12 protein-coding genes are annotated in these 12438 nt (G+C 68.2%); 4 read left to right on the plus strand and 8 right to left on the minus strand.

What is annotated here, in order from left to right:
* Positions 1-93 precede the first annotated feature (93 nt).
* A complete protein-coding gene (locus HGB51_RS07880; protein WP_070209408.1) occupies positions 94-2430 on the plus strand; it encodes a beta-N-acetylhexosaminidase in 2337 nt (778 codons plus the stop codon).
* A gap of 44 nt (positions 2431-2474) precedes the next feature.
* On the opposite strand, the gene HGB51_RS07885 is transcribed toward HGB51_RS07880, so the two are convergent.
* The gene (locus tag HGB51_RS07885; RefSeq protein WP_425505364.1) at positions 2475-2849 is read right to left on the minus strand and encodes a VanZ family protein; all 375 of its coding nucleotides are present in this window, start codon (positions 2847-2849) and stop codon (positions 2475-2477) included.
* A gap of 16 nt (positions 2850-2865) precedes the next feature.
* The gene (locus HGB51_RS07890; RefSeq protein WP_084739104.1) at positions 2866-4050 is read right to left on the minus strand and encodes a class I SAM-dependent methyltransferase; all 1185 of its coding nucleotides are present in this window, start codon (positions 4048-4050) and stop codon (positions 2866-2868) included.
* A gap of 55 nt (positions 4051-4105) precedes the next feature.
* Between HGB51_RS07890 and HGB51_RS07895 the strand changes: the two genes are divergently transcribed.
* Positions 4106-4843, plus strand: coding sequence for a pteridine reductase (locus HGB51_RS07895; protein ID WP_070209411.1), 738 nt, complete (start codon positions 4106-4108; stop codon positions 4841-4843).
* A 36-nt stretch (positions 4844-4879) separates the two neighbouring features.
* Here the strand turns inward: HGB51_RS07895 and folK are convergent, their stop codons facing one another.
* Positions 4880-5362: a 2-amino-4-hydroxy-6-hydroxymethyldihydropteridine diphosphokinase gene (gene folK / locus HGB51_RS07900; RefSeq protein WP_070209412.1), complete on the minus strand. Its 483-nt coding sequence runs from the start codon at positions 5360-5362 to the stop codon at positions 4880-4882.
* An 84-nt stretch (positions 5363-5446) separates the two neighbouring features.
* Here folK and HGB51_RS07905 point away from each other — a divergent pair, with 84 nt between their 5' ends.
* The gene (locus HGB51_RS07905) at positions 5447-6181 is read left to right on the plus strand and encodes a proteasome-type protease (protein ID WP_070209413.1); all 735 of its coding nucleotides are present in this window, start codon (positions 5447-5449) and stop codon (positions 6179-6181) included.
* Here the strand turns inward: HGB51_RS07905 and HGB51_RS07910 are convergent, their stop codons facing one another.
* On the minus strand, positions 6182-7693 hold the full coding sequence (locus tag HGB51_RS07910) for an ATP-binding response regulator (RefSeq protein ID WP_171966779.1): 1512 nt from the start codon (positions 7691-7693) through the stop codon (positions 6182-6184).
* A gap of 145 nt (positions 7694-7838) precedes the next feature.
* Complete coding sequence (locus HGB51_RS07915; RefSeq protein ID WP_070208927.1) at positions 7839-8216, minus strand: BON domain-containing protein; 378 nt, start codon at positions 8214-8216, stop codon at positions 7839-7841.
* 171 nt (positions 8217-8387) lie between these two features.
* Here HGB51_RS07915 and HGB51_RS07920 point away from each other — a divergent pair, with 171 nt between their 5' ends.
* Positions 8388-9431 carry an oxidoreductase gene (locus HGB51_RS07920; protein WP_070208926.1) on the plus strand — a complete coding sequence of 348 codons (1044 nt, stop codon included), beginning with the start codon at positions 8388-8390 and terminating at the stop codon, positions 9429-9431.
* A 10-nt stretch (positions 9432-9441) separates the two neighbouring features.
* Here HGB51_RS07920 and gnd read toward each other — a convergent pair whose 3' ends face one another.
* Genes gnd through HGB51_RS07935 form a run of 3 tightly spaced genes read right to left on the minus strand, consistent with a single transcriptional unit; the run spans position 9442 to position 12356 of the window.
* Complete coding sequence (gene gnd, locus HGB51_RS07925; RefSeq protein ID WP_070208925.1) at positions 9442-10347, minus strand: phosphogluconate dehydrogenase (NAD(+)-dependent, decarboxylating); 906 nt, start codon at positions 10345-10347, stop codon at positions 9442-9444.
* 3 nt (positions 10348-10350) lie between these two features.
* Complete coding sequence (locus tag HGB51_RS07930) at positions 10351-11619, minus strand: hypothetical protein (protein ID WP_084739074.1); 1269 nt, start codon at positions 11617-11619, stop codon at positions 10351-10353.
* Positions 11619-12356: a DUF2242 domain-containing protein gene (locus HGB51_RS07935; protein WP_070208924.1), complete on the minus strand. Its 738-nt coding sequence runs from the start codon at positions 12354-12356 to the stop codon at positions 11619-11621. Before HGB51_RS07935 ends, HGB51_RS07930 begins: the two co-directional genes overlap by 1 nt.
* Between the last annotated feature and the right edge of the window lie 82 nt (positions 12357-12438).

Consider the following 12438-nt stretch of genomic DNA (forward strand, 5'->3'; position numbering starts at 1 on the left):
AGAGCCCGGCTCTACGCCCGAACGCGCCTCACCTGAAACGGGTCCGGATATCCGGGCCCGTTTTTTTTCACACCGCACCAAAGGAATGACCCGATGCAGACCCGCACCCGTCGTACCTCGCTGTCGCTGCTTTCGTTCGCACTGGCACTCTCCCTCGCGCCGCTGGCCCAGGCCACCGACGCCCAGGCACCGGACGGCCCGCGTGCCCTGCCCGGCTCGCTGCCCCTGATTCCGGCCCCCGCCCAGCTGCAACGCCTTGAAGGCGCGGGCTATACCGTTACCTCGACGACGGCGCTGCGTGCGCAGGGTGCGGCCGCGCAGCGCGTGGCCGGCCTGTTCGCCACCCAGCTGCAGCACAGCGGCGGCCCGGCACTGGCCGTGGCCAGCGCGCGCGGCACCGATGGCATCCGCTTCGTGCTGGCTGACAAACTCAAGACCGGTGCGGAGGGTTACCAGCTGCGCAGCGATGCGCGCGGCGTGACCGTGCAGGCCGCGACCGAAGCCGGCCTGTTCTATGGTGCGGCCACCCTCTCGCAGCTGCTCACCGGCGGCAGCAACGGCGTGGTGCCGGCGCTGAAGATCGACGACGCGCCGCGCTTCAGCTGGCGTGGCCTGATGCTGGACTCGGCCCGCCACTTCCAGAGCCTGGACGAGATCAAGCGCGTGCTCGACGCGATGGCCGAACAGAAGCTCAACACCTTCCACTGGCACCTCACCGACGACCAAGGCTGGCGCATGGAGATCAAGCGCTACCCGAAGCTGACCGGGGTGGGCAGCTGCCGCATTCCGGCCGGCGATGGCGGCCGCGACCCGGTGACCGGCGCACCGCGCCCGTACTGCGGCTTCTATACCCAGGACCAGATCCGTGAAGTGATCGCCTACGCCGCCGCCCGCCACATCCAGGTGATTCCGGAAGTGGACGTGCCCGGCCATGCCACCGCTGCGATTGCCGCCTACCCCGAGCTGGGCACGATCGATACGCCGCTGCAGCCGCTGAGCGAATGGGGTGTGTTCCCGAACCTGTTCAACACCGAGGAAAGCACGTTCGAGTTCCTGGAAAACGTGCTGGAGGAAGTGATCGAATTGTTCCCGTCCAAGTACGTCCACGTCGGTGGCGACGAAGCGGTGAAGGACCAGTGGGAGGCCAACGCGCGCGTGCAGGAGCGCATGCGCGAGGTCGGCGCCGGCACCGAAAATGAAATGCAGGCGCACCTGATCAAGCGCCTGGAGAAGTTCCTGGAGCAGCACGATCGCCGCCTGATCGGCTGGGACGAAATCCTCGAAGGCGGCCTGCCGCCGGAAGCCACGGTGATGTCCTGGCGCGGCACCGAAGGCGGCCTGAAGGCTGCCAGCGAAGGCCACGACGTGGTGATGTCGCCGGTGACCGACATGTACATGGACTACCTGCAGACCAACTCGGAAAACGAGCCGCCGGGCCGCCCGCTGACCACGCCGCTGGGCCGCGTGTACGGCTTCGAACCGGTGCCCGACGCGCTGGCCAAGGACAAGGAACAGCACATCCTGGGCCTGCAGGCCAACATGTTCACCGAGCACACCCGCAGCGTCGCGCGGCTGCACCACAACGTGTTCCCGCGCCTGGCCGCGGTGGCCGAAACCGGCTGGACACCGCGCGACCGCCGCAACTTCGCCGACTTCCTGGCCCGGCTGCCGTCGCAGCTGCAGCGCTGGCAGGCGATGGGCATCGCGTATGCGCAGACGCCGTTCGAAGTGGAAGCCGACGTCCAGGACGACCGCAAGGCCGGCATCGCGACGCTGGCGCTGCGAAACCCGCTCAACTACGAGATCCGCTACAGCGTGGATGGCAGTGCAGTGACCGCACAGTCGCCGCGCTACACCGTGCCGCTGACCCAGCCGCTGCCGGTGGGCGTGCAGGCGGCGACCTTCTTCAACGGCCAGGCGCTGGCAAAGGCGGCGAGCCGTTTCGACATCACCGCGCAGTCGCTGCTGACCCGCAACGACGAGCACCTAGCGATGTGCCCGGGCGAAGGCAAGCTTCTTCTGCGGCTGGAAGACGACGGTCCGGCCGACGGTGCGCGCGCGATCTTCAACGTCAACATCTTCAACCCGTGCTGGCTGTGGGAGCAGGCCGACGTGGACGGCATCGCCAGCGTGCGCGTGCGTGCCGGGCAGATTCCGTACTACTTCCAGCTGGCCCATGATGAGCCGCAGCGTCGCTTCGTGAAGGCGCGCAGTGCGCATGGCGAGATGGACATCCTCAACGCTCAGTGCGACGGCAAGCCGCTGGCCAGCGTGCCGCTGCCGGCGAAGCCGGGTGCGGATGGCTTCATCACCCTGGAAGCCAAGCTGCCGCGTTCGCTGAAGGGCCGCCAGGACCTCTGCGTACGCTTCACCGGCGACACGCGCCCGACGATGTGGGTGCTGGACGAGTTGACCCTCGTCCCGCGCTGACCCCACCAACCGCGACGATCCGTGGTGCCGGCCGGCGGCCGGCACTACCCCTTCAGGCGGATCAACAGATCGCGCAGCGGGGTGAACACCACCGCCATGCCGGCCAGCACGCCTACGCTGTTGGCCAACGCGTCCATGGGGTCGGCCATGCGGTTGGTGGTCAGCGCGCCCTGCAGGAACTCGATGCCCACCCCCAGCAGCACCAGCCCGGCGCCGGCGCACAGCAGCGCCGTGCGCGTGCGGTAGATCTGTACCGCCGCCGAGGCCAGCAGGAAATACGCGAGGAAATGCTCGACCTTGTCGCTGTTGGGCGGCAACGCCAGCGGCGGCGGCGGGATCAGGCAGACCACGATCGTGGTCACGATCGCCAGCCACCACAGGCCCAGCCACAGGCGCGGGAAGCGCAGCGGCTTCAACATCCCGGTGGCCGGCATCTCAGAGGCGCCAGGTCAGGTCGCCGAGCGCGAACGCCGGTTCGAAATCCACGTCGCGCTGGAATCCCATCACCTGGAAACGCTCGCCCATTTCGCTGGGCAGGGTGAGCTTCTTGACCTGGTCGCGCAGGCGCAGCTTGCCGACCTCGTCGGCGCGCCCCTCGGCCAGCGCCAACAGCGCGTCCAGGCCATTGCCGAGCAGGAAGCTGGACTGCGTGCAGTAGCCGGCCAGCTCGAACCCGGCATGGGTGCCGGCTTCGGCCAGCGCGGTGAAGTCCACCGAGGCGGTCAGGTCCTGCAGGCCCGGCCACAGGAACACGTCGCTGTGCACGTGGTGGCGGTAGAACGCGCGCACGGTGCCGTCGTCGCGGTCGTCGTTGTAGAACTCGTTGCGCGGGTAGCCGTAGTCGACGAACAGCATCGCGCCACGCTTCAGTCCGCCGGCCACCGCCTGGATCCAGTACGGCAGGTGCGGCAGCAGTTCGGAACGGTAGCCGTCGGCGAAGGGCTTTTCGCGGTAGTGCTCGAGGTGGCGCACTGCCGCGCTCAGCATCGCGTCGGCCGGCTGCGCGCCGCGCATGAACGCGCCGTTGGCGTCCAGCTCCACGGTTTCCTCATACACCATGCCATCGCGCGCCAGGAAGCGCGGCGTGGGCAGGGCGTCGATCACTTCGTTGGCGAACACCACCCCGTCCCAGTCGTCGTCGAACGGTCCGTCCAGCCATTCCACCAGCGCGAACAGCGGCGGCACCAGCGCCCGCTCCAGGCGCTCGCGCTGGCGTTCGCGCAGGTCCGCACTCGGTTCCAGGATGGCGTAGCGCTCGGGCAGCGCGTCCAGTTCCAGCATGCGCTTGAGCAGGATCTCGGCGAATGCGCCGCTGCCGCCGCCCAGCTCCAGGAACCGCGCTTCCGGCCCGAGCTGCTGCATGACCGGGGCGATCGCATTGGCCAGGGTCGCGGTGAACAGCGGGCCCATTTCCGGCGCGGTGGTGAAGTCGCCAGCCTCGCCGAACTTGCTGGACCCGGCGCTGTAATAGCCCAGCCCGGGCGCGTACAGGCTCAGCTCCATGAACCGGGCAAACGGCATCGCACCGCCGTTGGCGAGGATTTCCGCGCGCAGGGCGGCGGCCAGTTCGTCGCTGTGGGCCAGGGCGTCGGTATCGGGCGTGGGCAGTGAAGAATGCATGGTGCAGGCGATTGCGGTGACAATGCACAGCATAGCCGAGCCGCAAGGAGCCCCGATGACCGCCACCACACCCGTCGTGCTGATCACCGGCAGCGCGCGCCGGATCGGCGCCGCGATTGCCCGCCAGTTCCATTCCTGTGGCTGGTCGGTAGTGCTGCACGCCAACACCTCCACCACCGAGCTGCAGCAGATGGCCTTCGACCTGGACATGCTGCGCCCGGGCAGCGTGCTGGCCCTGCAGGCCGACCTGCGCGACGCCGAGGCCCTGCCCGACCTGGTCGAACAGACCGTGGCCCAGTTCGGCCGGCTGGACGCGCTGGTCAACAACGCCTCCAACTTCTACCCCACCCTGCTCGGCCAGATCACCGCCGACCAGTGGGACGACCTGTTTGCGGTCAACGCCCGTGCCCCGCTGCTGCTGGCCCAGGCGGCGGCCCCGCAGCTGCGCCGCCATCAGGGCTGCATCGTCAACCTCACCGACCTGCACGGCACCCAGCCGATGCGCGACCACCCGGTCTATGCGGCGGCCAAGGCGGCACTGGAGATGGTCACCCGCTCGCTGGCGCTGGAGCTCGCGCCCAAGGTCCGGGTCAATGCAGTGGCGCCCGGCGCGATCCTCTGGCCCGAACAGGGCAAGGACGACTATGCGCAGCAGGCGCTGCTGGCGCGCACCCCGCTGGGGCGTACCGGCACGGTGGAGGAGATCGCCGAGGCGGTGTATTGGCTGGTCAATGACGCCCCGTTTGTGACCGGGCACACGTTGCGGGTCGATGGGGGGCGGATGTTGTCGTGATGCCGGGCATCGCCTGGAGCCGGCCGGCGGCCGGCACTACAGTTCGACTACTTCGAAGGGGTCGCCGAACTGTTTGTGCGCCTTCCACAACGCGGCCAGGTCCAGCTTGCTGACCGGATCCACGAAGTCCGGCGCGATGTCTGCCAGCGGCTTCAGCACGAAGGCGTGCTTCAGCTCGGGGCGCGGAATGCGCAGGTGGCCGGGGCCTTCCACGATCAGGTCACCGTAGAACACCACGTCGATGTCCAGGGTCCGGTCGCTGAAACGCGGCCCGCTGCGGTCGCGGCCGTGCGCGTCTTCCACCGCATGCAGCCAGGTGTCCAGCGCCTCCAGTGGCATGTCGGTTTCCAGCGCCACCGCATTGTTGAGGAAGGCCGGGCCGTCGAACCCCACCGCGGCGGTGCGGTAGGCCGGGGACACCCGGATATCGCCGAAACGCTGGCGCAGCACGGCCACCGCGGCGTGAAGATGCTGTTGCGGCTGCAGGTTGCTGCCCAGGCTCAGGAGCACAGTGGTCATGGTATTCAGCGTACGTGGGGCGAATCCACACGGGACCAACAGGGTCACCGCATAGAATCGGGGTGCACATCATAGGACACCGACATGACCTATTGCGTCGGCATTGCGGTGGATGAAGGCCTGGTCTTCGCCGCCGATACCCGTACCAACGCGTCGCTGGACGACGTTCGCGTGCACCGCAAGCTGCACGAATTCGAGTTCCCCGGCCAGGCCAGCTTCGTGATCATGGCCGCCGGCAACCTCGCCACCACCCAGTTGCTGATCTCGCGGCTGCACCGCGACGTGGAGGAACAGCGGCCGGAAAACCTGCTCGCCTACCGGCACCTGTTCGAGGTCGCCGAGTACGTGGGCCGGGTGCTGGTCGACAGCCAGGTCAAATGCAGCAACCCCGAGCACGGCCACGACGGGGTCAACACCCAGGCCACGCTGATCCTGGGCGGCCAGGTCGGCGGCGAGCATCCGGGGCTGTACATGATCTACCCGCTGGGCAACGCGATCGCCGCCTCGCCGGAGACGCCGTTCCTGCAGATCGGCGAGTCCAAGTACGGCAAGCCGATCCTGGACCGCATCATCCGCCCGCAGACCCGCCTGGATGACGCCGCACGCACCGCGATCGTGTCGCTGGATTCCACCATCCGCTCCAACCTGTCGGTCGGCCTGCCGGTGGACCTGGTGCTGCTGCGCGCCGGCGACCTGCACATCAGCCACCGCATGCGGCTGGCCGGCGACAGTCCCTTGTATGCGGAGATCCATGGCAACTGGTCGCGGCGCCTGGAACAGGCGGTGGCGTCACTTCCAAGGTTTCCCTGGGAGGGGTGATCACCCCAACGCGTCGGCCACCGAACGAAACACCTGCTGCATTTCCAGCGGCTTGCGCAGCACGTGGACGTTCACGCCGGTGGGGTATTCCTGCACTGGGGCCGGTTCGTCCACGTCTTCCAGCACCAGCGCGGGGCCGTGGTAGCCCAGGGCTGCCATTTCATCGAGCAGGTGGCCGGCCGAGAGCAGCTTGTCTCCGGCGTCGGCAATGACCAGCGCCGGCATCGCTTCCTGCTGCATCCAGCGCAGCGCCGCGCCGCCGTCGGAGGCCAGCTGCAGGTGGTAGCCCTGGCTGGACAGCGCGTTGCCCAGCAGCGAGAGCCGGGTCGCCTCGCCGTCCACCACCAGGATCGACTGCCCGGTACCGGCCGCCACCGGCTGAACCAGCGGCACCTCCTCGACGACCTCGGCGCGGACCGGCAGCAGCAGCACGAAGCAGCTGCCGGCGCCCGGCGTGCTGGCGACCTGGATGCTGCCCTTGGCGCCCTCGACGATGCGCTTGCATGAAATCAGGCCCAGGCCGGTGCCGTTGGGCTTGGTGGTGAAGAACGGATTGAACAGGCGCGCCATCACCTCCGGTCCCATGCCCACGCCCTCGTCGTTCACCGACAGGCGCAGCCGCTCCGGGCCGCGCGGATCGGCGTCCGCTTCAGCACGCAGGGTCAGGCGGCCGCCGTCGGGCATGGCCTGGATCGCGTTGAGCGCGAGGTTCAGCAGCACCTGCTGCAGCTCGGTGTAGTTGGCGTCCACCGCCAGCGCCGGGTCGGCCACCTCCAGGTGCAGGCTGACCTGCGACGGCAGGGTACTGCGCAGCAGCAGTTCGATCGCCTCGAACAGGTGCGCGACCTGGATGCGTTCGCGGGTGTTGCGCGACCCGCGCACGAACGACAACATCGACTCGGCCATTTCATGCCCGCGCCGACCGCACTCGGCGATCACGTCGGCCAGGTGATGCAGCTGCGGGTCGGGGGTCCGCGCCTTGAGCAGCTCCGGCATGATCAGCAGCGGCTGCAGGATGTTGCGCAGGTCGTGGCTGAGACCGGCCGCCAGCAGCGACAGGCTTTCCAGCCGCTGCGCGCGCATCAGTTCGGCTTCCACCCGCTGCCGGTCGATCGAACCGCGCGCATCGCGCACCGCGCGCGCCACTGCCGAGGGCAGCCGCGCCGGCTGGTGCTTGATGATGTAGTCGTTGGCGCCCTGGTGCAGGGCGGCCACCGCGTTTTCTTCGCCCAGGGTGCCGGAAACGAAGATGAAGGGCAGGTCCGCGTGCCATCCGCGCACGATCTCCAGCGCCTGGGTGCCGGCGAAACCCGGCATGCCCAGTTCGGACAGGACGATGTCCGGGGCGAAGCGCAACAGCGCCTCGCGCAGTTCGGCCGCGGTCTCCACCCGCTCGAAACTGGCCTGCAGGCCGGCGTCGAGCATCTGCCGGCTCATCAGCGCGGCGTCTTCAGGCGAATCTTCCACCAGCAGGATGCGCAGGTGTCCCAACGAAGACCCGATAGGTGGCATGGCGTACTCGGCCTCCCCGGCCGGGTTCATGTATGGCGTGAATATACTCCACACCAACGTGAATACGGGGCAGGAGCGGACAGCCCCGCGACATGAAAAAGGGCGCGCCCTGCGGCGCGCCCCTCCGAATACGTTCCGGTGCCGATCAGCGCTTGGCGGCAGTGCCGGCGACCGTCAGGGCCTTGGCATCGACGCTCTTCACGCCCTTGATGCCCTTGGCGGTCATGACCGCCTTGTCATGCTCGGCCTTGGTGGCCACGGTGCCGGACAACGACACCACGCCGTTGACGGTTTCCACCTTCACCTCGGTGCCGGGAACATTGCTGCTGGCCAGCAGATCGGCCTTGACCTTGGTGGTGATCCAGCTGTCGGTCACCGGCTCGGCCGAGTCATGCTTGTCGGCATGGGTCATGGCGCTGTGGTCGGTGGTCTTCGGCGGATCCTTGGCCATCGCCGAAGCGGAGCCAAACACCATGCCGAGGGCGAGCGAAGCAGCAAGCAGATTACGCGTAGTGTTGGTCATGTGCGGTGTCTCCCTGGTGTGTGCCGCCAGTGTCGGCGGCGATGCGTACACGACACGTCGCCGCCACATCAAATCGCCGTGAACCAGTCAGCTTGAACCCCAACGGTTCACGTTTCCGCACTGCATCAATTGCAATTATTCTTACTCCACGCACACAGCAAAGGCGATTTCATGAGCGCGATCCTGCAGGTGGGACTGATCGGTTACGGCCTGGCCGGCAGCGTGTTCCATGCACCGCTGATCCAGCACACACCGGGGCTGGCGTTGCACGCCATCGTCAGTTCGCAGCGCGACCGCCTGCTGCGCACGTTCACCGACGTGCACGTGCACGCGCAGGTGGACGACCTGCTGGCCGACCCGGCCGTCGACGCAGTAGTGATCGCCACGCCGAACGAACAGCATGCACCGCTTGCACTGGCGGCGTTGCAGGCCGGCAAGCATGTACTGGTGGACAAACCCTTTGCATTGAGCACGGCCGAAGCGCGCAGCGTGGTTGATGCCGCACGCAGCGCCGAACGCGTGGTCAGCGTGTTCCAGAACCGTCGCTTCGATGCGGATTACCTCAGCCTGCGCGGTGTACTGGAATCCGGTGCATTGGGACGGATCGCCGAATGCCATTCGCACTTCGACCGCTTCCGTCCGCAGGTACGCGACCGTTGGCGCGAGAGCGACGCACCGGGCAGCGGCTTGTGGATGGATCTCGGCCCGCACCTGCTCGACCAGATGCTGCAGCTGTTCGGCTGGCCCGAAGCGATCAGTGCCGACATCGACGCGCAACGCGAAGGCGCACGCAGCGACGACTATTTCCACGCCGTGCTGCACTACCCCGGCCTGCGCGCGATCGTGCATGCCGGTTCACTGGTGGCCGCCTCGGCACCGCGCTTCGCGGTGCACGGTAGCCACGGCAGTTACCTCAAGGACGGCCGCGACGTGCAGGAAGACCAGTTGCGCCAGGGCATCGCACCGGGCGCACCGGGCTGGGGGCTGGACCCGGTGCATGGGCAGCATGTGCAGGTGGATGACGACGGCAACGTGCAGCGCAGCAGCGTGGACAACGCATTCGGCGACTACCGCCGCTTCTACGCTGCATTCCGCGACGCGATGGAGGGCGAAGGCGAACCGCCGGTCACGGCCGAACAGGCGCTGCAGCTGATGCGCCTGCTGGAAGCCGGCCGCGAAAGCGCCGACACCGGCCGGCGCGTGGACCTGCGCTGATCGGACCGCGTTACTCCTTCATCATCGCGTGGCCGCCGAACTGGTTGCGCAATGCGGAGAGCATGCGGTCGCTGAAGGAATTCTTTTCGCGCGAGCGCAGGCGTTCCAGCAGCGACAGGGTGATCACCGGTGCCGACACATCCAGGTCGATCGCCTCGGCCACGGTCCAGCGGCCTTCGCCGGAATCGGGCACGAACGGGGCGATGCCGTCCAGCTGCGGGTTGCGCTGCAGCGCGTCGGCACTCAGGTCGAGCAGCCACGAGCGCACCACGCTGCCGTGCTGCCACGCCTTGGCCACTTCACCCAGGTCCAGGTTGAACTCGGTCTTGCGCTGCATCAGCGCGAAGCCTTCGGCATAGGCCTGCATCATTCCGTACTCGATGCCGTTGTGGACCATTTTGCAGAAGTGCCCTGCCCCGCTCGGCCCCACGTGCGCCCAGCCACTGTCTTCGGCCGGCGCCAACGTGCGGAAGATCGCACCAATGCGCTGCACCGCGTCGGTGTCGCCGCCGATCATCAGGCTGTAGCCTTCCTGCAGGCCCCACACGCCGCCGCTGGTGCCGCAGTCGATGTAGGTCACGTCTTCTTCAAGCAGCTGCTTGGCGCGGCGCATCGAATCCTTGTAATAGGAGTTGCCGCCGTCGATCACCACATCGCCTTCGGACAGGTGCGGCGACAGCGAGGCCAGGGTCTGGTCGACCACCTCGCCGGCCGGCACCATCAGCCACACCACGCGCGGTACCGACATCTTCGCCAATGCTTCGGCTACGGTCGCACTCACGTCGAAGCCGCGCTCGGCGGCGCTGGCGCGTGCGGCCTCGCCCGGGTCCACGCCGATCACGCGGTGGCCGCCGCGATGCAGCCGCTCGGCCATGTTGGCGCCCATGCGCCCCAGTCCAATCATTGCAATTTCCATGACTCACCTCTGCTCGGGTTGCGAATCTATCGATGCTGCCGCGCACTGCTGGAGTTGGGTGTCCACCCAGCGGCGGTACAGCGTGGTATGCAGGTTGTGCAGGCCCAGCTCGAACGCGAACGGCGTGCGCGGGTTGCGGTCGAGCAGGCGTGCCACGTGATAGCCCACCGGACGTATACCGCGCGGATGCACATAAATCACGAACCCCTGGTAGAACGGATCGTCCAGCAGGGCGTCCAGTTCAGCCAGCACCGGCTGCTGCCGCGCCGGCAGCGACGCGCGCAGGGCCGGGTCGCGCTCGAACAGCAGCCGCTCGAAGCGGCGCGGCCCCGGCCCGGGAATCTGGCTGGCCAGCTCCCAGATGCGGCGATTGATGCGGTCGTAGTGGGCGAAGCCGCCGTGCGTGCGCAGCGCCTCTCCCGCCGCCGCGCTGACCTCCACCACCACGAAGTTCTCGGCCTGGTTGTTGATGTCGTCGAGGAACTGGCGGTCGAACACGTGCTCGATGAAACCTGGCGTGCCGACGAACGCCTGGCGACCCATGCGCGAGGTACGCACCGCCTTGCCGTCGGCCAGGAATTCCCCGGCGTGCTTTCCGAGCAGGACGCTGTCGGTGTCGTGCAGGGTCAGGAAGGTGCCGATGGAAAGTTCGGCCGGGCTGAACGCCGCATCGAAGCCGGCGTCGCCGTACAGCTCGCGCTGGGTCGCCAGCTGTGCGACCTGGCGGCCCACCCCGCACTCGCTGCGCACGCGGCCGTCGTAGAACGCCTGCAGGGCCGTGCTGTTGCGGCCAGCCGGGTGATAGCCGCGGCCGAGGCTGCGGAAGCCTTCCCAGCCCTGCGCGGCGGCGCCACCGGGGCCGAAGCCGATCCAGCCCAGCTGCAGTCCGGAGAAGCGGTAGCCCGGATTGTCCTGCAGCCGGGTGGCGGCGCGCCGGGTCGCGTTGCCCAGTTCGAAGGTGTACGCACAGACCGTCGCCGGATCGTCGAGCAGGGTGCGCAGGAAGGGCGCCCGCTGCGCCGGTGACCACGCGCGCGGGAGCTGCACGCGCAGGTCGCCGGCCGCCTGCGCGTCGCGCAGGGTCTCCCGGTCGCAGACCGGGCCACCGTGCACGCGCGGTGCTTCAACATCGGCCTCGCCCAGCTGCCAGCCCAGGCGTTCCAGCAGGGATTGCACGCAGTCGGGGGACGCGGCGCTGGTCGCGGCGGGCAGCGACAACACCAGCACGATCGCCAGCACCGGAAGTCGCAGACGCGCCACCCGGGCTCCGATCAGTTCAGCGAGTTGGGCGTGTCAGCTGGCGGCGTTGGAACGTCAGCAGCTTCAGCAGCGTGATCCACCGCTGGCGCCACGTCGCTCGGAGCAGGTTCCGGCGCCATTGCAGGCGGCATGACTGCGGGCGCAGCCGCAGGGGGCAGCGCCGCGGCCGGGCGCGGCTCCGGAACCGGCGTCGGCGGGGCCGGTGCCGGTGGTACCGGTTCGGGGGTGCCAGCCTTGGCGGCCGGCAGGTACTGCTGCAGGCGGGCGAAGAAGCGGCGGTAGAAGTCGGCGTCCTGCACGGTGCTGCTGGCTACCTTCACCAGCGAATCGTCATTGCTGCCGAACGGCAGCGACACCGAGCCCAGCGCGCCGACGCCGACACTGGCCGACGTCGGGCTCTTCTTCAACGCATAGCGGTCCTGCACCGCGCTGATGAACACGAGCGCCTCGTCGCCGCGCGCCGCGCAGGAAATGCGCAGCACCAGCTGTTCGTGCGCGTCTTCGCGCGGCTGGAAGTTCTTGTTGCCCTCCACTGCATCGGCATCGGCGCGGGCGATCGCGTAGCCCTGGCTGAGCAGGGTACGTCGCGCCGCCTCGCAGGCCTGGGCCGGGGTACCCGGCACGGTACGGGAGTAGGTATCGCCCGAGTCGAAGGATTCGCGCAGAAGCGTGCTGTCCGCGGCCTTTCCACCGCAGGCTGACAGGGAAACGGCCAACAGACCGGCCGGAATTGCATGTAACAGCCGCATGGGCGCTCCTGCAGGAGGGTTATCCATGAAGCATAGGCCTTGCGGCGTATGCGCGGGGTCTAAACGCAAAAGGCCGGCGTCT

This window comes from Stenotrophomonas bentonitica (assembly GCF_013185915.1).
Lineage (GTDB): Bacteria > Pseudomonadota > Gammaproteobacteria > Xanthomonadales > Xanthomonadaceae > Stenotrophomonas > Stenotrophomonas bentonitica.

What these genes read in the sequence shown, in the direction of transcription:
- HGB51_RS07880 (WP_070209408.1), top strand. Translation starts at nt 94, where the DNA reads ATGCAGACCCGCACCCGTCGTACCTCGCTGTCGCTGCTTTCGTTCGCA.
- HGB51_RS07885 (WP_425505364.1), bottom strand. Translation starts at nt 2,849, where the DNA reads ATGTTGAAGCCGCTGCGCTTCCCGCGCCTGTGGCTGGGCCTGTGGTGG.
- HGB51_RS07890 (WP_084739104.1), bottom strand. Translation starts at nt 4,050, where the DNA reads ATGCATTCTTCACTGCCCACGCCCGATACCGACGCCCTGGCCCACAGC.
- HGB51_RS07895 (WP_070209411.1), top strand. Translation starts at nt 4,106, where the DNA reads ATGACCGCCACCACACCCGTCGTGCTGATCACCGGCAGCGCGCGCCGG.
- folK (WP_070209412.1), bottom strand. Translation starts at nt 5,362, where the DNA reads ATGACCACTGTGCTCCTGAGCCTGGGCAGCAACCTGCAGCCGCAACAG.
- HGB51_RS07905 (WP_070209413.1), top strand. Translation starts at nt 5,447, where the DNA reads ATGACCTATTGCGTCGGCATTGCGGTGGATGAAGGCCTGGTCTTCGCC.
- HGB51_RS07910 (WP_171966779.1), bottom strand. Translation starts at nt 7,693, where the DNA reads ATGCCACCTATCGGGTCTTCGTTGGGACACCTGCGCATCCTGCTGGTG.
- HGB51_RS07915 (WP_070208927.1), bottom strand. Translation starts at nt 8,216, where the DNA reads ATGACCAACACTACGCGTAATCTGCTTGCTGCTTCGCTCGCCCTCGGC.
- HGB51_RS07920 (WP_070208926.1), top strand. Translation starts at nt 8,388, where the DNA reads ATGAGCGCGATCCTGCAGGTGGGACTGATCGGTTACGGCCTGGCCGGC.
- gnd (WP_070208925.1), bottom strand. Translation starts at nt 10,347, where the DNA reads ATGGAAATTGCAATGATTGGACTGGGGCGCATGGGCGCCAACATGGCC.
- HGB51_RS07935 (WP_070208924.1), bottom strand. Translation starts at nt 12,356, where the DNA reads ATGCGGCTGTTACATGCAATTCCGGCCGGTCTGTTGGCCGTTTCCCTG.